This window comes from Flavobacteriales bacterium, assembly GCA_016713875.1.
GTDB lineage: Bacteria > Bacteroidota > Bacteroidia > Flavobacteriales_F > PHOS-HE28 > PHOS-HE28.
In genome coordinates, this window is record JADJOI010000003.1 from 3772627 (window position 1) to 3795401 (window position 22775).

The 22775-nt window shown below is 65.5% G+C and carries 20 protein-coding genes, 1 tRNA gene and 1 pseudogene; 10 read left to right on the top strand and 12 right to left on the bottom strand.

Features of this window, described 5'->3' with window-relative positions:
• Positions 1–69 precede the first annotated feature (69 nt).
• Complete coding sequence (gene sppA / locus IPJ87_17625) at positions 70–1869, bottom strand: signal peptide peptidase SppA (GenBank protein MBK7943666.1); 1800 nt, start codon at positions 1867–1869, stop codon at positions 70–72.
• Positions 1870–1985: 116 nt separating this feature from the next.
• Between sppA and folK the strand changes: the two genes are divergently transcribed.
• The 4 genes from folK to IPJ87_17645 all read left to right on the top strand — a co-directional run bounded on the left by folK (position 1986) and on the right by IPJ87_17645 (position 5347).
• Positions 1986–2450, top strand: a complete 465-nt coding sequence (gene folK / locus IPJ87_17630) for a 2-amino-4-hydroxy-6-hydroxymethyldihydropteridine diphosphokinase (GenBank protein MBK7943667.1) — start codon at positions 1986–1988, stop codon at positions 2448–2450.
• 20 nt (positions 2451–2470) lie between these two features.
• On the top strand, positions 2471–3100 hold the full coding sequence (locus IPJ87_17635; protein MBK7943668.1) for a deoxynucleoside kinase: 630 nt from the start codon (positions 2471–2473) through the stop codon (positions 3098–3100).
• A gap of 103 nt (positions 3101–3203) precedes the next feature.
• Entirely contained in the window at positions 3204–4907 is a 1704-nt protein-coding gene (locus IPJ87_17640; GenBank protein ID MBK7943669.1) for a hypothetical protein, read from the top strand.
• A 113-nt stretch (positions 4908–5020) separates the two neighbouring features.
• Entirely contained in the window at positions 5021–5347 is a 327-nt protein-coding gene (locus IPJ87_17645) for a hypothetical protein (GenBank protein ID MBK7943670.1), read from the top strand.
• Between the two features lie 10 nt (positions 5348–5357).
• Here the strand turns inward: IPJ87_17645 and IPJ87_17650 are convergent.
• Positions 5358–6391 (bottom strand): annotated as a pseudogene (locus tag IPJ87_17650) (IS630 family transposase).
• Positions 6392–6412: 21 nt separating this feature from the next.
• On the opposite strand from IPJ87_17650, the gene IPJ87_17655 reads away from it, so the two are divergent.
• Both IPJ87_17655 and IPJ87_17660 read left to right on the top strand, forming a co-directional pair.
• Positions 6413–7012 (top strand): hypothetical protein, encoded by a 600-nt coding sequence (locus tag IPJ87_17655; GenBank protein ID MBK7943671.1) that lies wholly within the window; start codon positions 6413–6415, stop codon positions 7010–7012.
• A gap of 1194 nt (positions 7013–8206) precedes the next feature.
• A complete protein-coding gene (locus IPJ87_17660; GenBank protein ID MBK7943672.1) occupies positions 8207–8743 on the top strand; it encodes a transposase in 537 nt (178 codons plus the stop codon).
• A 542-nt stretch (positions 8744–9285) separates the two neighbouring features.
• On the opposite strand, the gene IPJ87_17665 is transcribed toward IPJ87_17660, so the two are convergent.
• Positions 9286–10257, bottom strand: coding sequence for a hypothetical protein (locus tag IPJ87_17665; protein ID MBK7943673.1), 972 nt, complete (start codon positions 10255–10257; stop codon positions 9286–9288).
• A gap of 138 nt (positions 10258–10395) precedes the next feature.
• Positions 10396–10929 (bottom strand): RNA methyltransferase, encoded by a 534-nt coding sequence (locus IPJ87_17670; GenBank protein MBK7943674.1) that lies wholly within the window; start codon positions 10927–10929, stop codon positions 10396–10398.
• An 86-nt stretch (positions 10930–11015) separates the two neighbouring features.
• Between IPJ87_17670 and mutS the strand changes: the two genes are divergently transcribed.
• The 3 genes from mutS (at position 11016) to IPJ87_17685 (ending at position 14697) form a co-directional block, all read left to right on the top strand.
• Entirely contained in the window at positions 11016–13670 is a 2655-nt protein-coding gene (gene mutS, locus IPJ87_17675; GenBank protein ID MBK7943675.1) for a DNA mismatch repair protein MutS, read from the top strand.
• 68 nt (positions 13671–13738) lie between these two features.
• Positions 13739–13811, top strand: a tRNA-Gly gene (locus IPJ87_17680).
• Between the two features lie 88 nt (positions 13812–13899).
• The gene (locus IPJ87_17685; GenBank protein ID MBK7943676.1) at positions 13900–14697 is read left to right on the top strand and encodes a tRNA glutamyl-Q synthetase; all 798 of its coding nucleotides are present in this window, start codon (positions 13900–13902) and stop codon (positions 14695–14697) included.
• Here IPJ87_17685 and IPJ87_17690 read toward each other — a convergent pair.
• From IPJ87_17690 to IPJ87_17725, 8 genes are all read right to left on the bottom strand, one after another.
• On the bottom strand, positions 14672–15445 hold the full coding sequence (locus tag IPJ87_17690; GenBank protein MBK7943677.1) for an acyl-CoA desaturase: 774 nt from the start codon (positions 15443–15445) through the stop codon (positions 14672–14674). The two genes, IPJ87_17685 and IPJ87_17690, sit on opposite strands and share 26 nt — an antisense overlap.
• A gap of 67 nt (positions 15446–15512) precedes the next feature.
• Positions 15513–16124, bottom strand: a complete 612-nt coding sequence (locus tag IPJ87_17695; protein ID MBK7943678.1) for a hypothetical protein — start codon at positions 16122–16124, stop codon at positions 15513–15515.
• A gap of 35 nt (positions 16125–16159) precedes the next feature.
• Positions 16160–17290, bottom strand: coding sequence for a molecular chaperone DnaJ (gene dnaJ / locus IPJ87_17700; protein MBK7943679.1), 1131 nt, complete (start codon positions 17288–17290; stop codon positions 16160–16162).
• 46 nt (positions 17291–17336) lie between these two features.
• Entirely contained in the window at positions 17337–18008 is a 672-nt protein-coding gene (locus tag IPJ87_17705; protein ID MBK7943680.1) for a nucleotide exchange factor GrpE, read from the bottom strand.
• A 104-nt stretch (positions 18009–18112) separates the two neighbouring features.
• Complete coding sequence (locus IPJ87_17710; GenBank protein MBK7943681.1) at positions 18113–18790, bottom strand: TlpA family protein disulfide reductase; 678 nt, start codon at positions 18788–18790, stop codon at positions 18113–18115.
• 55 nt (positions 18791–18845) lie between these two features.
• Positions 18846–20150, bottom strand: coding sequence for a UDP-N-acetylglucosamine 1-carboxyvinyltransferase (gene murA, locus IPJ87_17715; protein ID MBK7943682.1), 1305 nt, complete (start codon positions 20148–20150; stop codon positions 18846–18848).
• Between the two features lie 107 nt (positions 20151–20257).
• Positions 20258–20917, bottom strand: coding sequence for a DUF4290 domain-containing protein (locus IPJ87_17720; protein MBK7943683.1), 660 nt, complete (start codon positions 20915–20917; stop codon positions 20258–20260).
• A gap of 80 nt (positions 20918–20997) precedes the next feature.
• The gene (locus tag IPJ87_17725) at positions 20998–21981 is read right to left on the bottom strand and encodes a hypothetical protein (GenBank protein ID MBK7943684.1); all 984 of its coding nucleotides are present in this window, start codon (positions 21979–21981) and stop codon (positions 20998–21000) included.
• A gap of 102 nt (positions 21982–22083) precedes the next feature.
• Between IPJ87_17725 and IPJ87_17730 the strand changes: the two genes are divergently transcribed.
• Positions 22084–22773 (top strand): hypothetical protein, encoded by a 690-nt coding sequence (locus IPJ87_17730; protein MBK7943685.1) that lies wholly within the window; start codon positions 22084–22086, stop codon positions 22771–22773.
• Positions 22774–22775: the final 2 nt, after the last annotated feature.

Below are 22775 nucleotides of genomic sequence, written 5' to 3' on the forward strand. Positions count from 1 at the left end.
CAGTGGACCGATCGTTAGGGCAGTCGAGGGGTCGTTCTTCGGAACGGCCCTTCGCTGTTTCAGGACGGGTCAGTGCACCTCGATGCTGAACGGCATGCGGGCCTGGATGCCGGTGGCCTGCTTCACCCGTTGCAGCTCGCGGGCCTGACGCACCACATCGGGGTCAAGCCCCAGCACCTCGCGTTCCACATAGGTCGAGGCCTGGGTGTTCAGGCTTTTCATCAGGCTCTTGAAGAGGTCCTCCTGTTCGGGATAGCCCACGGTGCGGTAGCTCTCCAGCCCGGCCATGTGGGCGGCGGCGGTGATGGCGTCCTCCAGCCCGCCCAGTTCATCGACCAGACCGACACGCTTGGCGTCCGTTCCGGTCCACACCCGGCCACGACCCACGCTGTCGACCTGGGCCACGGTCATCTTGCGACCTTCGGCCACGCGGGCCTTGAAGTTCTCGTAGAACCGGTCCACCAGCTCCTGGATCAGGGTCCGTTCATCGGCACGCAGGGGACGCGACACGTCGAACAGGTCGGCGTAGTGGTTGGTCTTCACCCCGTCCACCGTCACCCCGAGGTGCTCGTTCAGCAGCTCCTGCATGTTGGGGATGATGCCGAACACGCCGATGCTGCCGGTGATGGTGTTGGGCTCCGCGTAGATGGTGTTGGCGTTGCAGCTGATGTAGTATCCGCCGCTGGCGGCCACATCGCCCATGCTCACCACCACGGGCTTGGCCGCGCGGGCCAGCTCCATCTCGCGCCAGATCACATCGCTGGCCAGGCCGCTGCCACCGGGGCTGTTCACACGCAGCACGATGGCCTTCACGGTGCTGTCCTCACGCGCCGTGCGGATGGCCTCCGAGAGGGTCTCGCTGCCGATGCTCTCCTCGTCGCCCTTGCCGCTGCTGATGCCGCCGGTGGCGTACACCACGGCCACCTTCGCCTTGGCGGTCGCCGTGCCCGTGATCACGTCGTCGCCCTTCACCCTGGCGCGCTTGTAGGTGCCCAGGGTCACGAGCTCCAGGTCGTGGCCTTCCTCCACGCCGAAGCGCTTCTTCATCAGCGCGAGCACCTCGTCGCGGTAAAGGACGCCGTCCACCAGTCCGAGGCGATGGGCATCGGCCGCCTGGCGGATCTCAAGGCTGTCGGCGATGCGGTCGAGCCGGGCCTTGTCGAGGTGGCGCGAGGCGGCGATGGCCTCCAGGTACTGGTCCCAGATGCCGTCGATCAGCGCGCCGAGCTGCTCCTCGTTGGCCGGGGTCATCTCCGTCTCGGTGTACGACTCCCCGAAGCTCTTGTACCTGTTGTTGCTGCCCTTGATGAACTGGATGTCCACCCCGGCCTTGTCGAACAGGCCTTTGAAGAAGGTGAGCTGCGCCTGCAAGCCTCGGAAGTCGAGGTCGCCTTCCGGCACCACGAACACTGAATCGGCCGCGCTGGCCAGGAAGTAGGTGCCCTGGGTGAGGAACTCCGAATGGGCGTAGATGGGCTTGCCGCTGGTGGTGCGGAACTCCATCAGCTTGCGGCGGATCTCCTGGGCGGTGGCGCTGCCGGTGTTCAGCATCGTGGGCTCCAGGAAGATGCCGCTGATGCGTTCATCGCGGCCGGCCTTGTCGATGCTCTCCAGCAGCTCGTCGAGCCCGGTGCGCCCGGCACCTTGGAAGGGGCCGAAGTCCAGCTCCAGGTCGTCCTTGCGGCCGCGGTCCACGATCTGGTCGTTGAGGCGGAGATGCAGCACCGAACCCTTCTTCACCGTGGGCGCCTTGTCGCCGAAGGAGGCGCCCGCAGCGGCCACGATGCCGAGCAGCAGGACGAAGAGCAGCACGCACACCAGCAGAAAGCCCAGCATGGAGGCGAAGACGTACTTGAGGAACTGGCCCATGGTCAGGAGGTCGTTTCGTTCGGAGGCCGAAAGTACCCGAGCCCGCAAGTGGTGCGCGTCCGCGATCACACCAGCGGTGGGCGGGGGGGATGGAAGGTGCCGGATACCTTCGCCGCATGGGGGCCGAGGTGTTGTTGTTGCTGGGTGCCGACCAGGGCGATGTGCGGGCCACCTTCGCCCGGGCCGAAGAGGCCATCGCCGCACGCTGCGGCCCGGTGCTGGCCCGCAGCCGCGACCACTGGACCGAGCCGTGGGGCTTCGCCGGTACCGCCCTCTTCCTCAACCGCGCGCTGCTCATCGGCACGGAGCTCGCTCCGGAGGAGCTGATGCACCGGCTGCTGGGCATCGAGCGCGAGCTGGGACGGGTGCGCGGCGTCGAAGGCTACACCTCGCGCCCCATCGACATCGACATCCTGTTGTGGGGCGCCGAGCGCATCGACCGGCCCGGGGTGCAGGTGCCGCACCCACGCCTGCATGAGCGCGCCTTCGCGCTGGCCCCGGCCGCCGACCTGCTACCGCTGGCCGTACCCCCCGGCCGGGACCGCACCCTGCTGCAGGTGCTGGACGACCTGCGGCGCTGATCGCCCAACTTCGCGGCGCCATGCACCACGGCTACATCGCGCTGGAGGGCCTGATCGGCGCGGGCAAGACCACCCTTGCACGGCGGCTGGCCGAACGCTGGGGCGCCCGCCTGGTGCTGGAGGAGTTCGACGACAACCCCTTCCTGCCGCGCTTCTATGCCGACCCGCAGCGGTACGCGTTCGCCGTGGAGTTGAGCTTCCTGGCGCAGCGCTACCACCAGCTGAAACGGGCCAGCGAGCAGGACCTGTTCGCGCCGCGCACCGTGGCCGACTACTCCATCGGCAAATCGCTCGTGTTCGCCAGCGCCACCCTGAACCCCGAGGAGAACACGCTCTTCCGCGACCTGTACCGCATCATGTTCGGCTCGCTGCCACGCCCCGACCTCATCGTGTACCTCCATCTGCCGCTGGAGCGGGTGCGCGACCGCATCCGCGAGCGGGGCCGCAGCTACGAGCAGGACATCCGGCCGGACTACCTGGAGCGCCTCCGCGAGCTGTACATGGACCACCTGCAGAAGACCGACGGCTCGCAGGTGCTCGTGGTGGACCTGGGCGGGCACGACCTGCTGCGGGACCAAGGCGCGTACGAAGCCCTGTGTACCCGGCTGGAGGGCCCGCAGGTCAAGCCGTTCGACGTCGTGCAGCTCTGATCCACAGGGCGCCGTGGAGAATTGGCCGGATCATCCCGGTCCGCCCACGGGGGCGTTGTTATGTTTGCGCCCGGAACCTCCTGACCATCAGCATCCCGAACGCATGAAACACGTCCCCCTGCGCGGCATGGCCTTCCTGGCCTGCTCAGCCCTCCTTCTGGCCGGCTGCGGCGGATTGGGCAAAATGACCAAGTACGCCGAGACCATCAAGTACACGGTCGACCCCAACCCCCTCATCGTCCAAGGCGACAGTGTGGCCGTGAACATCCGAGGCAACTTCCCCGGCAAGTACTTCTACAAGAAGGCCCAGGTGGAGCTGACCCCCGCCATCACCTATGCCGGGGGCGAGACCCCGCTGAAGATGGCCGGGTTCCAGGGCGAGGGCGCCGCGGGCAACTACACCGTGATCCCCTACGAGAGCGGCAAGGACTTCAACTACACCGACAAGGTGGCGTACGCGCCGAGCATGGAGACCAGCGAGCTGATGATCAAGATCCTCGGCAAGCAGGGCAAGAAGGAGAAGCCCTTCGACCCGGTGAAGATCGCCGACGGCGTCATCACCACGCCGTACCTGGTGAAGAGCGACGACAAGGTGATCATGGCCAAGGATGCCTTCCAGCGCATCACCCAGCACAGCCAGGACCTGCAGCTCAACTACAACGTGGCCAGCGATGGGCCGGTGAACGGGGACATGAAGGATGCCGATGTGAAGGCCATGCAGGACTTCCTGAAGGCCAACGCCAAGAACCCGAACGTGGTGATCAAGGGCGTCCGCATCGATGCGTACGCGTCGCCGGAAGGGGAGGTGGACATGAACGAGGGCCTCGCCAACAAGCGGGACAAGCATGCCATGCGCTGGCTGCAGGCCGAACTGGGCCGCAACAAGCTGGCCAAGGGCGACTCGCTGTTCACCAGCACGAGCCACGGTGAGGATTGGGACGGCTTCGAGCGGGAGATGAAGGCGAGCAGCTTCGCGGACAAGGACCTGGTGCTGCGTGTGCTGGGCATGTACCCCGATGTGAACAAGCGCGAGAGCGAGATCAAGAACATGGCGGCCACCTACACGGAGATCCGCGAGAGCATCCTGCCGAAGCTGCGCCGCAGCGAGGTGAAGCTGAACTACGAGCGCGTGGGCAAGACCGATGAACAGCTCACGGCCATGAGCCGCACCATGCCGGACAGCCTCACCATCGAGGAACTGCTCTTCTCCGCCACGCTCACCACGGACATGAACGAGCAGCTCCGCATCTATAAGGAAGCCGAGCGCATCCACCCCACGGACTACCGCGGGGCCAACAACGTGGGCTACATCCACTTCCAGCAGAACCGCCTGGCCGAGGCCGAGGCGCAGTTCCAGAGGGCCAACAGCATCCAGGACAACCCCATCAGCACCAACAACCTGGGGGCCTGCGCCCGCCTGAAGGGCGACCGCAAGAAGGCCATGGAGCTCTACAAGAAGTCCACCGCCGCCGGTCCGGAGGTGAGCTACAACATGGGCATCGTGCACATCCAGAACGGCGACTACGGCAGCGCCAACAGCAGCTTCAGCGGGGTGAACGACTTCAACAGCGCCCTGGCCAAGCTGCTCAGCGGCGATGCCGCCGCCGCGCAGCGCATGCTGGAGGGCAGCCCGGACAAGGACAGCGCCGAAGGCCACTACCTGATGGCCATCTGCGGCGCCCGCCAGAACAACGGCGACATGGTGCGCAACAACCTCGCTTTGGCCGTGCAGAAGGACGCCAAGCTGGCCGACAAGGCCCGCAAGGACCTCGAGTTCCGCGCCTTCAAGGACAACCTGGGCATCTAAGCCCGGACGCGATCGATCGAAAGCCCTCGGCCACCGGCCGGGGGCTTTTTTCGTTAGCTTCGGGTATGCGGTCTACGGGGCGATGCCAGGACTATGAGCCCTTCGGATCACTGATGCCCGGGAGGCACTGGCCGGGGGACCTCGCCGGTTACAGGTTCGGGTTCAACGGCAAAGAGAACGACAACGAGGTCCACGGCGCCACGGGTACGTTCCAGGACTACGGGATGCGGGCCTACGACACGCGCGTGGGCAGGTTCTTCAGTGTGGATCCGATTGCAGCTGAGTACCCTTGGTATACACCCTATCAATTCGCGGGGAACACACCAATCATGGCTGTTGACCTTGATGGCAAAGAGCCAGACGTAATCGTCGGTGAGAAGTTCGAGGTCAGAGATGGCCCCAAAGTGTACACGTATTACAAACTACTGAGCCGGTGGTGAAGATCCGGTTTCATGCGGCATATCGAACATCGGGGTGACCGAAGTAGCTTTTGATGTGCTTGGGCTTCTTGGACACGCTTCGGTAATGGGCCAAGATGTTCTCAACGAGTTGCTCCTCGGTGCGCGGCGGCGGAGCGCTGGTCACGTTCTTCTTCAGGTCGGCATTGGCCACCTCCACGGGGTTGAGTTCGGGTGAGTAGCCCGGCATGAAGAACAGTTCGATGCGCTCCTTGTGCTTTTCCAGCCATGGGCGCAGGACTTTGGCATGATGCACCGGCAGGTTGTCCAGGATGAGGAACACCTTGCGCTTTGCCCCTTTGATCAAACGTGCGAGGAAATCCTGGAAGATCTCCGCATCAAGGGCGCCCTTGAAGACCATCCACCGCATCTGGCCGCGATTGGTGATGGTGGAGATGATCGAACGGCCGAAGCGCTTGTTCAGCACACGCACCACCGGCGTCTTGCCACGCTTGGCGAAGCTCCGTCCACGCACATCATCATTGCGCAGGCCGGTCTCATCCCCCAATGGATGTCCGCGCCCTCCAATTCGGCCCTGCGCTTGATCGCCGGATAGACCTCTTCACGCCACTTGCGCACCAGTTCGGGCCGCTGTTCTGCTGCGCGGCGCATCGGCTTCTGTGCGCTGAAGCCCCAACGGCTCAAGTAGTCGGTCATCGTGCGTTCGGGCAGCACTACGCCGAAGCGTTCTTTGATCAACAGCGCGATGGCCTTGCGTGACCACAGCGCATAGGGCAACTTCAATTGATCGGGCATCTTGTCAGCGATCAGCCGAAGTGTCTGCTTCTGCTGCTCTTGCGTCAGGATCATGCCGCTGCCTTGCGGCCGCCCGCTGCGGCATACCTCAACGGCTCTCCATCCCCCGCGCTGATAGCGTTGCCAAGCATCATTGGCCGCCGTCAGCCCAAGGCTGCACAGCGCGGAAGACTCTTTCAGCCCGCAACCTTGCAAGCGGCAGCGCACCGCCTGCCGCAATCGTTCGTTCAGCGCCTCATCGCTGAGGCTTCGCGCATCTGTTCGCTTCATGTCAAGCTCGATCCACAGATCGTGCCGATCGACCGCTTCTTTGTCACCGTCTCAGTAAGTGCAGCAGCAATTGAAGTTCTGCACTTGTCAACTGGTGTGCCTCGAGAGACGCTCCAGAACACCCTAGTCATGGTCAATCAGGAGTTACATAACAACGTGACCGGTTTCTCAGACCGCGATGCTGGTGGTGGTGCGATAACCTTGGGGCTATACATCTTCTTCACTGGAAACTATGGTGATCCACAGAAGCAAGGAGATGACGTTGCTGCTTGGATGGACTTGCTCTCCCATGAAATCGGACACCGAGTACAAGCTGATCGAATGGGCCCCTGGGTATACCCTGCTCAATATGGTCTGGAAGTATTGGAGCAGGCCAAAGAGATTGGCTCATTGGATAGTGAAAAGCTCAAACAACGGCATGACGACATGCCGATGGAGAAAGAGGCAGAAGGCCTGCGAACCAAGTATCGAAAGTTCATGAAACTGTTTGACTACGAGGGCATCGACAGAAGTGAGCGGAATGCGATGTTGGATATTCTTGGCAGTGAGTGGCCGGATAGTGAGAAGCCACTTTTCATTCAGGATGCATACCAACAGGAAACATCACCGACGAGACCATGACCCATCGTGGCCGAAGTACATTCTTCGCTTTGTCACTTCTCTTCGTCATCGCGGGTTGCATCTATGGCGAAAACGTACTTGTATACGACGCACACCAAGGCATAATCAGGGATGATACAGGTATTGGCATTGTTAGCCTGTCTATCTATGAGGTTACCGAATCAGGTGCCAAGAAGCGGCTCATATGCGAATTCACCCTTGATGAAAAGACAGATGCACAATCTGAAATTCACTTGCGTGGCCCCAATCCGGACTATGTCGTGACATGCACCGACTCGACCCGTATTGGACACAGGTATCAAGCTGTAAGCTCACACATGGACAGTCGTTCCAGCTTAGAGTTCACCCCGCTCTGGCGCGGGTCTTCCCCTGATCTCTGGCGCGGGAGTTAGGCGCGGGCGGGCTGGTGCGGGCAGGGGCCGTCCTCCCGTGCCATGTCGTTGGCCGACCGGACGTCCACAGGTCCGTACTAGCTTGCTCAAGTGAGCCGCAAGTACACGATGCACGATCCGGAAGGCCTGTACTTCCTGTCGTTCGCCACGGTAGGCTGGATCGACGTGTTCACGCGTCGCGAGTACAAGGATGTCGTGGTGGAGAGCCTGCGGTTCTGCCAGGAGAAGAAAGGCCCTCATTGTCGCAAGTCTTCCGCGCGTGCGGGGCTGAGCGAGAGCAGGCGGGCGACTTGTGCGGAGGATCTCAACGGACAGGTCTCCGGCCTGTTTCCCTTGGCTGCCGAAGCCTTGGCGAAGGCGCGGAACTGGCCACCACGGCCTATATTTCCCTCTGATGAACCCGGTCCTGTTCTCCGAGCGGACGATCCCGGACAGCGGTGGGCGAAGTCACAGACTTCGCGAGGCTCGTCGGCGGCTGGCCGACAGGCATCCTCCGCACAAGTCGCCCCGCGCGAACCCAGGGCGCGGGAAGACTTGCGCGATTTGGGGGGGCAAGAGATCTGCGGATGTTGGGACATCTGGAATAGCCCCGCTAGCGCGGATTTAGCTGGTTCGGATCTGCGATCCGGACCGCTCACTTCTTCTCCGCGAGCACGTTGATCAACGCCCGCTCTGGCGCGGGTCTTCCCCTGATCTCTGGCGCGGGAGTTAGGCGCGGGCGGGCTGGTGCGGGCAGGGGCCGTCCTCCCGTGCCATGTCGTTGGCCGACCGGACGTCCACAGGTCCGTACTAGCTTGCTCAAGTGAGCCGCAAGTACACGATGCACGATCCGGAAGGCCTGTACTTCCTGTCGTTCGCCACGGTAGGCTGGATCGACGTGCTGACGCGTCGCGAGTACAAGGATGTCGTGGTGGAGAGCCTGCGGTTCTGCCAGGAGCAGAAAGGTCTGGACCTGTTCGAGTGGGTGATCATGACCAACCATGTGCATCTGTTGGCACGTGCCAAGCCGGGATCCGCGTTGTCGGATATCATCCGTGATCTGAAGAAGTACACGTCCGGCACTATCCACCGGATGATCGAACAGAGCGCGACCGAGAGCCGGAAAGCGTGGATGCTCGACCTGCTGCACGCAGCCGGCGAGTCCAACGGCGGGAACTCGGGGTTCCAGCTTTGGCAGCAGCACAACAAGCCATTGCTGATGGATACGCCCGAGGCGATCGACCGGGTGGTGGCTTACATTCGTGAGAATCCGGTGAAAGAGGGGTTTGTGGCCAAGGCGGAGGACCATGTGTACGGTTCAGCGCATGAACCCGGGCTGTTGGAACTGGAGAAGGAATGACGGCGCAGAGGCCAGGCTGGATCTTCGGGGGCACAGTGCCGAAGGCACGGGAGGACGGCCTTCCCGCCCGTGGGCCCATGCGCGCCTAACTCCCGCGCCAGGGTGGTGAGGGACCGCGCGAAGGCCAGGTCGGATCTTCGGGGGCACAGTGCCGAAGGCACGGGAGGACGGCCTTCCCGCCTGTGGGCCCATGCGCGCCTAACTCCCGCGGAAGGGTGGTGAGGGACCGCGCAGAGGCCAGGTTGGATCTACGGGGGCACAGTGCCGAAGACACGGGAGGACGGCCATCCCGCCCGTGGGCCCATGCGCGCCTAACTCCCGCGGAAGGGTGGTGAGGGACCGCGCAGAGGCCAGGTTGGATCTTCGGGGGCACAGTGCCGAAGGCATGGGAGGACGGTCTTCCCGCCCGTGGGCCCATGCGCGCCTAACTCCTGCGCCAGGGTGGGCGATCTTGGGTAGACGATCCGTGGCATAGCTGCGGACCAGCAAAGGGCATAGCTGCGGACCAACACCAAGATGCGCGGCACAGCCGCAGGCTCGGCTCAGAAGATGATCTTCTGGCGGCGGATGCGGGTGCGGTACTTCTTGCTGCCGCTCTTGTACTTGTACAGCTTGTGGTGCACCTGCAGCTTGATGAAGAGGTAGGCGTCCTTGTCGCTGCTGTCGCCGCGCTGCTGGCCGGGGCTGGTGGTCAGCTCGTTCACGTTGTCGCCCACGCCCAGGCTGGGGTCGGCCATGTACACGCCCACATCGCCGCTCACCGCGCGGATGGCCTCGGGGTCGTAGTACACGGTGCTCACATCGTCGATGTAGTCGGTGAAGGTGGTGGTGTGCTGCAGCTCCAGGCCCACGCTCCACTGCTTGGTGAGCGCCTTGCGGATGCCGAAGCCCATGGGCACGCAGAAGCCGAAGTTGCTGTACTCCTGCGCCCCGCCCGGCAGGCCCTGTCCTTCGGTGCGCAGCGGCTTCAGGCGCACCCAGCTGTTGTTGAACTTGCCCCGCGGGTCGAAGTAGAAGCCGCCGACGCCGATGAAGCCGTACAGCCCCACCCGGCTCGCCTTCTGGCCCTTCACCCCGCGCAGGTCGTAGATGTGGCCGAGCTCCTCCTTGAAGGCGTGCAGCTCATACACCACGCTGAACTCGAACACATCGCTGCGGAAGTTGAGGTTCCGGTTGCGGCGGAAGGTCTCGGCGGTGAGGTTATCGTTGCCTGCGAGCACCCCATAGGTGAGGGAGGTGCGCAGGGCCATCTTCTCGCGGAGGTAGTAGCGCCAGCCCAGGCTGAACGCCGGGCGTGTCTGGCTCACCTCCAGGTCCCAGATGAAGCTGGTGCCGATCTGGTCGCGGCCGCCCAGCTCGCCCAGGAAGTTGGACGCGCCGAGCCCGATGGTGATCTCGTTGCGGTTGGTCTTCCAGTAGTTCGACTTGCGGAAGTACTGGGCATGAAGGCCGGTGCCTCCCACGAGGCCCACCAGCAGCAGGACAGTGATGCGTAGCGCGTAGCGTCCCTTCATGCGTGCACCCGGTTTCCGTTCAAATGTATCCGCTGGGGCGGAACGGCCAAGTGACCGGAGGCCGTCCTATCCCCATAGACCTGTTGAAGGGCCAAAGGTTGCCTTTGTACGCGGGTCCGGCGGCCGGGTTCGGGCCCCTCAACGCCCTGCGAACCACCAGAGCACCACGCCGGCGCAGACCGAGACGTTGAGGGAGTGCTTGGCGCCGTGCTGGGGGATCACCAGGCAGCCGTCACAGGCTTCGATCACCGCGTCGCTCACCCCGTGCAGTTCGTTGCCGAACACCAGGGCCAGCGGGGCGTCGGACGGATGAGCCACCTCCGTCAAGGGCACCGCCCGAAGCGTCTGCTCCACGGCCAGCACCCGGTAGCCACGGGCCTGCAGGCGCCGAACGGCCTGGGCGGCATCGGGGGCATGCTCCCAGGGCACGGTGGCCGTGGCGCCCAGCGCGGTCTTCTCGATCTCGCGGTGGGGCGGCAGCGGGGTGAATCCACAGAGCGTGAGGCCCTCCAGGGCGAAGGCGTCGGCCGTGCGGAACACCGAGCCCACGTTGTGGCGGCTCCGCACATCGTCCAGCACCACGCGCACCGGCCTTCGTGGAGCGGCGCGGACCTGCTCCGGGCTGAGCCGGCCCAGCTCGTCGATGGCCAGTTTTCGGTCGTCCGTGGGCATGGATCGTGGATAACCGGAGGGGTGAGGGACGGCGGACGGGCCGTACTTTTCCGGGCTGGCGAAAATAGGCGGCCGGCACGGTCACCATGAGCAGGGCGGGGCGCGGCGAAACGCCGCTGATGCAGCAATACCAACGCATCAAGGGGCAATACCCCGATGCGGTGCTGCTGTTCCGCGTGGGCGATTTCTACGAGACCTTCGCCGACGATGCGGTGCGGGCGTCGCAGGTGCTGGGCATCACCCTCACGCGCCGCAACAACGGCGCCGCCGGTGAAGTACCGCTGGCAGGCTTCCCCCACCACGCGCTGGAGACGTACCTGCCCCGCCTGGTGCGGGCGGGCCACCGGGTGGCCGTGTGCGACCAGTTGGAGGACCCCAAGCTGGCCAAGACCGTGGTGGAGCGCGGGGTCACCGAGGTGGTGACACCCGGTGTGGCCTTCAGCGACCGGGTGGTGGACCACAGGAGCAACAACTGGCTGGCCGCCGTCTGCGCGCTCCGCGGACGCTACGGGGTGGCCTTCCTCGACATCACCACCGGCGAGTTCCTGGTGGGCGAGGAAGAGGGCGACGGCCTGCGCAAGTTCATGGAGGGCCATGCCCCCAGCGAGCTGCTGTATCCGCGTGGCGCCGACGACCCGTTGGTGCAGGAGCTCACAGCAGGCCAGTACAGCTATGCCCTGGAGGATTGGGTCTTCACGGACGACCTGTCCCGTGAACGCTTATTGCGGCAGTTCGGCACCACCAGCCTCAAGGGCTTCGGGGTGGAGGAGCTGCAGTTGGGCCAGCGGGCCGCGGGCGCGGTGCTGCACTACCTGGGCGACACCCGGCACGAGCGGCTGGCGCACATCACCACCCTGGCGCGCCTTCAGCCCGAGGCCCACGTGGGGCTCGACCGGTTCACGCTGCGCAACCTGGAGGTGGTGGCGCCCGTGAACGAAGGGGCCCGCACCCTGTGCGGTGTCCTGGACCGCTGCGCCACCCCGATGGGCTCGCGCCTGCTGAAACGCTGGCTCACCTTCCCGCTGGTGGACCGCGCCGCGATCGACGCCCGGCACGCCGTGGTCGGCCAGGGAGTCGGCGACCAGCCGCTGCTGGAGCGTTGTGGTCCGCATCTACAGGCCATCGGCGATCTGGAACGGCTCGCCGGCAAGGCCGCCGCCGGGCGCATCAGCCCACGTGAGCTGAACCAGGTGCGGCTGGCCCTGGAGGCCGCCCAGGCGCTGCGCGATGAGCTGTCCAGGGCGGGCGGGGCCATGGCCACGGTCGCCGAAGGCATCGATGCCGACACCGCCCTGAGCGAGCAGTTGGCCCGCACCTTGGAGGCCGAGGCGCCTGCGGCCCTGGGCAAGGGCGGGGTCATCCGCGCCGGCATCGATGCCGAGCTCGATGAGCTGCGGCACGTGAGCGGCCACGCGAAGGACCTGCTGTTGGAAGCGCAGCAGCGCGAGAGCGAACGCACCGGCATTTCCTCCCTGAAGGTGGGCTTCAACAACGTGTTCGGCTACTACCTGGAGGTGCGCAACGCCCACAAGGCCAAGGTGCCGCCCGAATGGGTGCGCAAGCAGACGCTGGTGGGCGCCGAGCGCTACATCACCGACGAGCTGAAGGCGCTCGAGGAGCGGATCCTGGGCGCCGATGAGCGCATCCTTGACCTGGAGGCGCGGCGCTTCGCCGAGCTGGTTGAGGCGGTGTGCGTGCGGATCCGTTCGGTGCAGGCCACCGCCTCGGCGGTGGCGGCCTTCGATGTGCTGCGCGGCTTCGCGCTCACCGCGGTGCGCTGGGGCTATGCGCGTCCCGTGCTCGATGATGGCCGCACGATCGACCTGCGGGACGCGCGCCATCCGGTGATCGAACAGCAGCTTCCGCCCGGCGAGGCGTATGTGGCCAACGACCTGCTGTTGGACCCCGAAGAGCGCCAGCTGGTGGTGATCACCGGTCCCAACATGAGCGGGAAATCGGCGCTTCTGCGGCAGACGGCGCTCATCGTGCTGATGGCCCAGGCGGGCAGCTTCGTGCCGGCGTCGGCCGCGCGCATCGGTGTGGTGGACCGCATCTTCACGCGGGTGGGGGCGAGCGACAACCTGAGCACCGGGGAGAGCACCTTCATGGTGGAGATGAACGAGACGGCGAGCATCCTCAGCAACCTCACGGCGCGGAGCCTTGTGGTGCTCGACGAGATCGGCCGCGGCACCAGCACCTACGACGGCATCTCCATCGCCTGGGCCATCGCCGAGCATCTGCACGAGCACCCGGGCCGGCCACGCACGCTGTTCGCCACGCACTACCACGAGCTGAACGAGATGGCGGCGACCTATCCGCGGATCCGCAATGCCAGCGTGGCGGTGCGCGAGGTGGACGGACGGGTGCTCTTCCTGCGCAAGCTGGTGCCGGGTGGCAGCGACCGCAGCTTCGGCATCCATGTGGCGCGCATGGCGGGCATGCCGCAGAGCGTGGTGCGGCGCGCGGAGAAGGTGCTGGCCCACCTGGAGCGCAGCCACTCGGGCGACCTCGGTGAACGGGAGGGCGGACTGCCTGTAGCTCCCGGCCGGCGGGCTGTGGACGGGCTGGACCGCGACCTGCAGCTGAGCTTCTTCCAGCTGGACGATCCGGCGTTGGAAGGCATCCGCGGGCAGTTGGAGGCGCTCGACATCGACACGCTGACGCCGGTGGAGGCCCTGCTGAAGCTCAGCGAGATCAAGCGGATGGCCGGTGCACGGTCGACGCAGCTGCGCAAGGCCTGATCCGCGCATTGCATGGATCGAAGGACCGCCTATATTTGCACCCCCGTCCGGCCGTGGACGGGTTTCAAGCGAGAGTAGCTCAGTTGGTAGAGCACGACCTTGCCAAGGTCGGGGTCGCGGGTTCGAGTCCCGTTTCTCGCTCACGATGCCTTCGCCACCTGGCGGGGGCATCGCTATTTTCGGGAGTTCCCTTCCGCCGGCGCCGCGCCGGCGGTATGCTGGCAACGCGGTGAACTTCCTGCTCACCGACCGCCTGGCCCGGCGCGCCGGAGCCAGCCTGCGCCTGCGCATCGACGACCTCGATGCCGAACGGGAGCGCCCGACCTATGTGCAGGACATCTTCGAAGGCCTGGCGTGGCTGGGCATCCGTCCGGACGTGGGCCCGCGCGATGCCGAGGACCACCGCCTGCACGGGTCGCAACAGCTCCGGATCCCGCGCTACCGGGAGCTGGCCGATGCCCTGCGGTCCGCAGGTGAGGTGTACGCGTGCGGTTGTTCGCGCCAGCAACGGGCGACCCTGTTGGCGGCGGGTGTCACCACCTGCGGCTGCCGCACCGCCGGGTCCGACCTGGATGATGGGACCCTGGCATGGCGGGTGCGGATCCCTGAGGACGCCGAGGTGACCGTCCACGGCCTGTTCGGTCCGGCCCGCAGCGAGCGGCCGTTCGCGTGGCTGCCGGACCCGGTGGTGATGCTGCGGGCACAGGATGGGCGCCCCCGCCGACCAGCGTATCAGCTAGCCTCCCTGGCGGATGACGTGGACCACGACATCACGTTCATCGTGCGTGGCGAGGACCTCTTCCCCAGCACCTTGGTGCAGCTCCATCTGGCGCGCGTGTTGGGGCTGTCCGCGTTCGCGGCCGTACGGTTCCTGCACCACCCGCTGCTCACGGACGACCGCGGGGCCAAGCTCAGCAAATCGGAAGGGGCGACCAGCCTGCGCGCCATGCGCCTCGCGGGTCACGGACCGCAGACCCTGATCGCTGAGGCTGACGCGATGCTCAGGCAGCTTGCCGCCGGGGCCTGACCTCGCTAAAGGGCACGGCGGCCGGCCGAAGCCGGATGATCCGCAGGCCGTTCAGCACCCGGATGATGGGCCAGGTGGGGTCGAACTCCCACCACTTGGCCGCGAAGTTGGCCCGTCCGCTCTGCGCATGGTGATTGTTGTGCAGGCCTTCGCCCATCACGAGCACTTCCACGGGCCACATGTTGCGGCTGGTGTCGCTCACCTCGTAGTTGCGGTACCCGTACTTGTGGGCGTACCAGTTGATGATGGCTCCATGCAGCGGGCCCATCACGTAGTGCAGCGGCAGCAGCGGATACCACCACAGGCTGGGGGCGAAGACCACATAGAAGGCCGTGTAGCATAGGATCCAGGCGATGCGGGTGGGCCACGCGTCGGCGAACACCTCGAACGCGCGCCATTGGGGCACCCCTTTGGTGAAGCGTTCCTCCACCGACATCGACCGGTCGAACAGTTGGTGGTAGATGGTCTTGGTGCGCCACATCATGCTGAACAGGCTGGGGTCGTACTTCGGGGAGTGCGGGTCCTGCTCGGTGTCCGCGTAGGCGTGGTGAAGCCGGTGCAGCACTCCGTAGGCGTATGGGCTCAGGTAGCTGCTGCCCTGGGCGATGAAGGTGAGCACGTGGAACGCCTTCTCCCAGAAGGGGCTCATCGTGAACATGTGGTGCGCGGCATAGCGGTGCAGGTAGAAGGTCTGCACGAAGAGGCTCAGGTACCAGTGGAGGATGAAGAAGAGGAGGATCGCGGTCATGGTCGGCGCGAAGGTAGCCGTGCGCGATGGGGCCCCGTGTGAGGGGCGTCAGTCGACGGAGGGCGGCTCAGGGAAGGTGGGTCCGGTCGGGCAGTCGATGGCCTTCCGGGCCGGGCAGCAGTTCCTGATGCTCGACCACCGGGAAGCCGAACAGCCCGTCGTGGAAGGTGGTGCGGAGCCGGTGGGCGGACCATACGGCCGGGTCGAGGGGGGCCATGCGCAGCTTGTGCGGGAAGTCGGCATACGCACCGCCTTCGAGGTGCAGGAGCAGGCCATCAATGTCAGCGCGTCGCTCGACGCCCAGGATGCGGAGCTCTTCCACCCGTTCGCGACCCACCATGCGATTGAGGCTGAGCACCAGAAGGCCCAGCAGGGGCAGCCCGCCGAAGAGCCCGGCGATGAAAGAGGCCCAGGGTCCGAAGCGGTGGCGGCGGTCCAGCAGGAGGGCCACCACGGCGATGAGTGCCACGAGCGCACCGAGCAAGCGCAGCCAGCCGTCGGTGGTCAGCAGGGTGGGAGCGGCCAGCACGAACACACAGGGCACACCGATGAACCAGATGGGGATGAGGTGGCCCCAACGGAGCCGGTGGAGGGGCGAGGGCGATGCTGTCGAGCGCAGTGCGGTGGCTCCTCCGGCCGTGGTCGACGAGCGGGGCTTGGGACGATGCGCGGGCAGCATGGGGCCGAAGCAAGATAGGCACCGGCCTCGCCCGCTCAGTGGCCGAACATCTCCCGCACGCGCTCGAAGAAGCCCTTGTCCTTGGCGGTGGGCCGCGGTTGGAAACCGGGGCTTTGCCGCAGCTTCTCCAAGGCGTCGCGCTCGGCCTTGGTGAGGTCCGTGGGCGTCCACACGGCCACATGCACCAGGAGGTCGCCGGGGCCATGGCCGTTGAGGCCGGGCAGTCCCTTGCCGCGCAGGCGCAAGGTGTGGTTGCTCTGGGTGCCGGGTTCGATCTTCACCTTGGCGCGGCCCTGCACCAAGGGCACCTCGATGGTGGTGCCGAGCGCGGCGTCGGGCATGCTGATGAAGGCTTCATGGTGCAGGTGCAGGCCATCGCGCTTCAGGTCGGGATGGGCCTCTTCCTCGATCACCACCAGGAGGTCGCCCGGCACACCGCCGGCCGGGGCTTCGTTGCCCATGCCGCTGATGTTGAGCTGCATGCCCTCCTCCACGCCGGCGGGGATCCGGATGGGCACCACCACCTCCTCGCGCACAAGGCCGTGCTCGTCGCTGCCCGGGGCCCGCTTGCTCACGGTCTGGCCGATGCCGCCGCAGGCCGGGCAGGTGCTCACGGTCTGCATGGCGCCCAGGAAGGTGCTCTGCACGCGCGTCACCTGGCCGGTGCCTTTGCAGGTGCCGCAGACGCCGTACTCGCTGCCCTTGCCGCGCACCAGCTTGGTCACCTTGATCTTCTTCTCCGCGCCGAGGGCGATCTCCTCCAGGGTGAGCTTCAAACGCACCCGGAGGTTGCTGCCCTTGATGACCCGGCCACCACGCCCGCGTCCGCCTCCGAAGCCTCCGAAGGCACCGCCGCCGAAGGCCTCACCGAAGATGTCGCCGAAGTGGCTGAAGATGTCGTCCATCGACATGCCACCGGCATGGCCGCCGCCTCCGAAGCCGCCCGGGGCCTGATGGCCGAAGCGGTCGTAGCGGGCCTTCTTCTCGGGGTCGCTGAGGATCTCGTAGGCCTCGGCGGCCTCCTTGAACTTCTCCTCGGCGGCTTTGTCGCCCGGGTTCTTGTCCGGGTGGAACTTGATGGCCTGCTTGCGGTAGGCCTTCTTGATCTCGTCGGCGCTCGCGGTGCGGGCCACGCCCAGGACCTCGTAGGGATCGCGCTTGCTCATGTCGTCATTTCATCTCGGTCTCGCCTGGGCGGATGATGAGGCGCCCTTACTCGCCGACCACCACCTTGGCATAGCGGATCACCTTGTCGTGCAGGGTGTAGCCGTTCTCCACCACATCCAGCACCCGGCCCTTCAGCTCGGGGCTCGGGGCCGGGGCCTTGGTGATGGCCTCGTGGCGGTCCACATCGAACGGCTGGCCCTTCACCTCGGACATCGGCTTCACGCCCTGGCTGCCGAGGATGTGCAGCAACTTGTTCTGGATGAGGTGGAAGCCCTCTTTCACCACGGCCAGGTCCTCGGTGCGTACGTTGTTGGCGATGGCGCGCTCCATGTCGTCCAGCACGGGAAGCACGTTCTTCAGGGCGTTCTCGGCCGCGAACTGGATCAGGTCGAGGCGTTCACGGGCCGTGCGCTTGCGGAAGTTGTCGAAGTCGGCATTGAGCCGCAGCCACTTGTCCTTCAGGTCGGCCGCTTCGGCCATGGCCTGGTCCAGTTCGGCCTGGAGGGTGTTGATGTCCTCGCGGCCGTCGGCCTCCGCATCGTGCATCACATGCTCGGCGGCGGCTTCCGATGCAGCGGTCAACGCATCCTTGCGCGCCTCATCGGCCGCATCGGCGGGCAGTGCGTGTGTGGTCGGTTTGGCAGGATGTTCTGCCTCGGCGGCGGCTTGAGGGCGGTCCGTCATGGGTTTCCGGGCTTTTCCGAAGATGCGGCGCATGGGTCAAGGACGATGCCGAGGGTGGGACTGGGGACAAAATGACAGGAGGGCCGGCAACGAAAGAGCCCCGCCATGGCGGGGCCCTTCAGGGTCGTTCACGAGGCTCAAAGGCTTTTGACGTACTTGTCCAGCTCCTGATGCAGGGCCATGCCCCGCAGGTTCTTGCCGATGATCACCCCGTTGGGGTCCACCAGGAAGCTCATGGGGATGCCGGAGACCCCGTAGAGACGGGAGGCTTCAGAGGCCCAGTACTTCAGGTCGCTGACGTGGTACTTCCAGCTGAGCTTGTCCTGTTCGATGGCACGGCGCCAGGCATCTCGGCTCTTGTCCAGGCTCACGCTGTAGATCTCGAAGCCCTTTCCGTCCTTGAACTTGGCCGCGCTGTATTTCTGATAGGCCGCCACCACGTTGGGGTTCTCGCGACGGCACGGGCCGCACCAGCTGGCCCAGAAGTCGATGAGGACGTATTTGCCGCGCAGCTCCGAGAGCTTGAGGACCTTGGTGCTGTCCACGTTCATGTACGCGAGCTCGGGCGCCTGATCGCCGATGTTGGTGCCCACCTTGGCTCCCTTGGCGGCCTTCTGGTCCAGGCGTTCGGTGAAGCCGTAGATGGCCAGCAGGGCCACGGCCGAGAGGATGAGCACGCGCAGCTTTTTCGTCGCGGGGCGGAGGTTCATGGGACGAAGGTAGGGGATGGGTGCGGCGTGGTCAGCCAAGACCGTGCCGGGGACCGGAAAGCCCATGGACCAGGTGCCCCATTGCCCAGGTGACCATGTGCACATCCGCTCATTCACATCAGTGCATGTCCCCCTGGAGCGGACAGGACGTGCGCCTGGCTCACACCACTTCGATCCGCGCCCCGATGGCGTTCAGGCGGCCCTCAATGTCCTGGTAGCCGCGGCGGATCTGCTCGATGTTGTCGATGGTGCTTACGCCATCGGCGCTCAGTGCGGCGATCAGTAGCGACACGCCTGCACGGATGTCGGGGCTGGTCATGCGGATGCCGCGCAACGACATGCCGAAGTCATGGCCGATCACCAGCGCGCGGTGCGGGTCGCACAGGGTGATCTGCGCGCCCATCTCGATCAGCTTGTCCACGAAGAACAGGCGGCTCTCGAACATCTTCTGGTGGATGAGCACGCTGCCCTTGGCCTGGATGGCGGTGACGAGCACGATGCTGAGCAGGTCGGGTGTGAAGCCGGGCCAGGGCGCGTCCGCCACGATCATCTGGCTGCCATCGATGAACTTGGTGATGGTGTAATGCTCCTGCGCCGGCACATGGATGTCGTCGCCATTGCGCACCACGGCGATGCCGAGCCGTCGGAACACGTCGGGGATCAAGCCCAGGTGGTCGTAGCCCGTGTCCTTGATGGTGATCTCGCTGCGCGTCATGGCGGCGAGGCCGATGAAGGAGCCGATCTCGATCATGTCGGGCAGCATGCGGTGCTCGGTCCCGCCGAGCTCCTTCACGCCATCGATGTGGAGCAGGTTGCTGCCGATGCCGCCGATCCGCGCGCCCATCCGGACCAGCATGTTGCACAGCTGCTGGATGTAGGGCTCGCAGGCGGCGTTGAAGATGGTGGTGCGCCCCTCGGCGAGCACGGCGGCCATGATGATGTTGGCCGTGCCGGTGACGCTGGCCTCGTCGAGCAGCATGTAGCAGCCCTTGAGCTGCCTGGCTTCCGCGCGGTAGAAGCCCTCCTTGGCGTCGTACTTGATCTCGGCGCCGAGGCGCTCGAAGCCGATGAAGTGGGTGTCCATGCGGCGGCGGCCGATCTTGTCGCCACCGGGGCTGGGGATGTAGCCACGGCCGAAGCGCGCCAGGGCCGGGCCCGCCACCATCACACTGCCGCGCAGGCTGCCGCCCATGCGCTTGTACTCGGGGTCCAGGAAGAACTCGAGGTTCACGGTCTTCGCGGTGAAGCGGTAGGAACCGGGGCCCAGGCCCACCACCTCGACGCCCATGGCGCGCAGCAGGTCGATGAGCTTGTTCACGTCCACGATGTCGGGCACGTTGTGGATGGTGACCGGCTCGCTGGTGAGCAGCACGGCGCAGAGGATCTGGAGGGCTTCGTTCTTGGCGCCCTGCGGCACCAGGTCGCCCTTCAGGCGGCGCCCCCCTTCAATGCGGAAACTTCCCATGGCATGGCACTTCGTGGTGCGAAGCAAGCGCCGATGCGGGCCTGTGCGCTGCGCGCGCAAGGCGGGCTGCTAACAAAAGGGGACTGACAACGCGACGACCGCCCGTTCTAGTAGCGCCCGCCCTTCTTGTTGCGGTTGCGGTGGCGCTTCTTCCCGCGCTTGCGCACCTCGGCCTCGTTGCGCGGGCCACTGCGCTGGGCCTGCAGCAGCGCGTCGGTGCTGGCGAGCTGCTGGTCCTCCTTGAGCTTCACCCGGCCCTTGCTCAGGTCGTTCAGGTCCTTCAGGATCACCCCATCGGGCACCGTGTCCCGGTTCCAGGTCAGGAACTGGCGCTTCATCAGGTTGGCGATGAGGTGGGCGTAGGCATCGCGCTTCTCGCCGGCCTCGAGGGCGGCGCATTGCTCGATCATGCGCTCCACGAGCTTGCCGTAGTGGCCGAAGCGGATCGGTGTCTGCGGGTAGGGTACGCGCTCCGGTTTCGTCTCCAGCTCCTCCGGCGATGGCTTGGGGAAGGGGCCGTCCACCTCAAGCTTGAACTCGCTCATGATGTACAGGTGGTCCCAAAGGGTACGGTCGGCGTTCTCGCTGTTGCGCAGCTGCGGGTTCAGGCGGCCGATCACCTGGATGATGGCCTTGGCCAGTCGGGTGCGTTCAGCTCGATCATCCACGGCCATGCAGTGCTCCACCATGCGTTGCACATGGCGGCCGTATTCGGGGATGATCAGGCGCGGACGGCGCGTGTTGTAGTCGTAGGCGACGGCGTTCATCGGTCGGGGAGGGCGGGACCGCGCCGGGCGGGTCGCACCGGGGTCCGGCTCAAAGGTAGGCGAAGGCATCCACCAGGGCGTCATGGGCCGCTCACCGGCCAAAGGCCGTTCCCAGGCACCACCAAGGCCCGGTGCTGCCGCTTGCCATCATATTCGGCCACGACATGGTATAGTCCTGGACCAAGGCCCAAGGCGTCGCGCCAGATGGGGAGGACCATGCGGCCCTCCGGTCGCGGCCCGTCCGCCAGGACGGACTTCAGCCGCCCGTGTTGATCGTGGATCGCCACATGAACGGTCCCCACCGGCCGCTCCAGGTCGAAGAACACGAAACAGCGGTCGGGCATCGGGTTCGGGTGCACTTCGAAATACCCGGACGACCGTTCGTGGGCGCTCACCGGATGCGCGAAATACGCTTCGAAGGTCAGGTTGTCGATCATCCATCCATCGCGCGTCTCGGGGATGCTGTCGCTGTGGAAGCCGAACCGGACGTAGATGGTATCGGTCTGCACTAAGCCGGTGTTCGTCCAGCAGAAGGAGGTGAAGCACCAATCCACCCCCGTGGCGGCGCTGCCGCTGCGCCCGCTGAAACCCATCTGGCCGTTGCTGAGCGTGTCGGCCTGTAGCGGTTGCCAACCGGGGCCGAAGAATTCAACCTCCAAGGGCATCAACCAGTCGTCAAAGGCGTTCGTCCAGGTGGCGCCATGGTCCCAGCTCACTTCCACATAGCCTCCATCGTTCAGCGTGTCCGTGTCGAACGCCTGATAGAAGCTCATGAAGAACACCGGGCTCCATAAGAGCTCCTGAGTGGAAGCCTTCACCAACACGCTGCTCTGCGCGTTCGCGGGGTATGGAGCAAGGGTATCCGTCACGAGCACGTTCGGGGCGGAGTACGGGCTGGAAAAGAAGGCCTTCTGCGGTGGACCCACCTGCCACACGTTGCCTTGTGCGGTGTCCAGCTCCCAGAGCACATCGTCCTGCCCACCTGGGTCGAAGTCCGTGTACACGAACTGTGCGCCCGAGAGCAGGGGCGCGACCAGGAGCAGGGAGGTGAGCGTGCTGCGCATGAGCAGGGCTTTATGGGGTGGACAGGCTTCCAACCCCATCCGCTGCCTGTGAACCGAGCGGTCCGTTCGGATGTTACCTTGGACATTCAGAATCCCAAGCCCATGATCCGCACGCTCTTCACCCTAGGACTCGCCACCATCGCCCTGCATGTGGGCGCGCAGGAGTTTGCCCACACCTTCGGGTCCACCAAGGCCGTGCCCGAGTCGTTCAGCCTGGACAAGTCCGGTTGCCGCGACAACAGTGCGCTGGCGGCGGGCTTCCGCTACACGCGACCGCTCGGTGAGCGGTTCGGATTGGGCTTCGGTCTGGCGCATGAATGGCGCCGGGCCAGCGCCGAGCAGGAGACGGCTGACGGCACCGTGCCCCTCAACGAGGTGGACGGCCGCGGCGTGCTGGTGCAGGTGATGGGGCAGTACAAGTTGTTCACCTGCTCAAGCCGATGTGGAGGCACCTTCGGGGTCATGATGGGCGCCGACGTGTCGCTGCCCTATCGCACCAATGCCCTGCGCTTTGATGCGAGCGGGTCCGAACTGTCGAGCGGCCGCGTGGATGCGGCGTTCCAGGCCGGGTTGGCGCTGCGCGCGGGAGTCCGGTACTCCATCCCGCTCTGCCACAGCATGGGCTTCTTCATGGAGCCGCAGGTGGTGTACAAGGCGGTCCTGGACCGCACGGACGAGGCCTTCGTGGAGGGTCGCGGCGGCAGCAGGGTCGGTGATCGCCTCGGCATGGGCATGCAGGGCGGGGTCTACCTGTCGCTGGTCGACGGTTGCCCGATGACCAAGGGCCGATAAGC

Coding starts and splice junctions, on each gene's coding strand:
- sppA (MBK7943666.1), bottom strand. CDS start 1,869: ATGGGCCAGTTCCTCAAGTACGTCTTCGCCTCCATGCTGGGCTTTCTG.
- folK (MBK7943667.1), top strand. CDS start 1,986: ATGGGGGCCGAGGTGTTGTTGTTGCTGGGTGCCGACCAGGGCGATGTG.
- IPJ87_17635 (MBK7943668.1), top strand. CDS start 2,471: ATGCACCACGGCTACATCGCGCTGGAGGGCCTGATCGGCGCGGGCAAG.
- IPJ87_17640 (MBK7943669.1), top strand. CDS start 3,204: ATGAAACACGTCCCCCTGCGCGGCATGGCCTTCCTGGCCTGCTCAGCC.
- IPJ87_17645 (MBK7943670.1), top strand. CDS start 5,021: ATGCCCGGGAGGCACTGGCCGGGGGACCTCGCCGGTTACAGGTTCGGG.
- IPJ87_17665 (MBK7943673.1), bottom strand. CDS start 10,257: ATGAAGGGACGCTACGCGCTACGCATCACTGTCCTGCTGCTGGTGGGC.
- IPJ87_17670 (MBK7943674.1), bottom strand. CDS start 10,929: ATGCCCACGGACGACCGAAAACTGGCCATCGACGAGCTGGGCCGGCTC.
- mutS (MBK7943675.1), top strand. CDS start 11,016: ATGAGCAGGGCGGGGCGCGGCGAAACGCCGCTGATGCAGCAATACCAA.
- IPJ87_17690 (MBK7943677.1), bottom strand. CDS start 15,445: ATGACCGCGATCCTCCTCTTCTTCATCCTCCACTGGTACCTGAGCCTC.
- IPJ87_17695 (MBK7943678.1), bottom strand. CDS start 16,124: ATGCTGCCCGCGCATCGTCCCAAGCCCCGCTCGTCGACCACGGCCGGA.
- dnaJ (MBK7943679.1), bottom strand. CDS start 17,290: ATGAGCAAGCGCGATCCCTACGAGGTCCTGGGCGTGGCCCGCACCGCG.
- IPJ87_17705 (MBK7943680.1), bottom strand. CDS start 18,008: ATGCGCCGCATCTTCGGAAAAGCCCGGAAACCCATGACGGACCGCCCT.
- IPJ87_17710 (MBK7943681.1), bottom strand. CDS start 18,790: ATGTGCACATGGTCACCTGGGCAATGGGGCACCTGGTCCATGGGCTTT.
- murA (MBK7943682.1), bottom strand. CDS start 20,150: ATGGGAAGTTTCCGCATTGAAGGGGGGCGCCGCCTGAAGGGCGACCTG.
- IPJ87_17720 (MBK7943683.1), bottom strand. CDS start 20,917: ATGAACGCCGTCGCCTACGACTACAACACGCGCCGTCCGCGCCTGATC.
- IPJ87_17725 (MBK7943684.1), bottom strand. CDS start 21,981: ATGCGCAGCACGCTCACCTCCCTGCTCCTGGTCGCGCCCCTGCTCTCG.
- IPJ87_17730 (MBK7943685.1), top strand. CDS start 22,084: ATGATCCGCACGCTCTTCACCCTAGGACTCGCCACCATCGCCCTGCAT.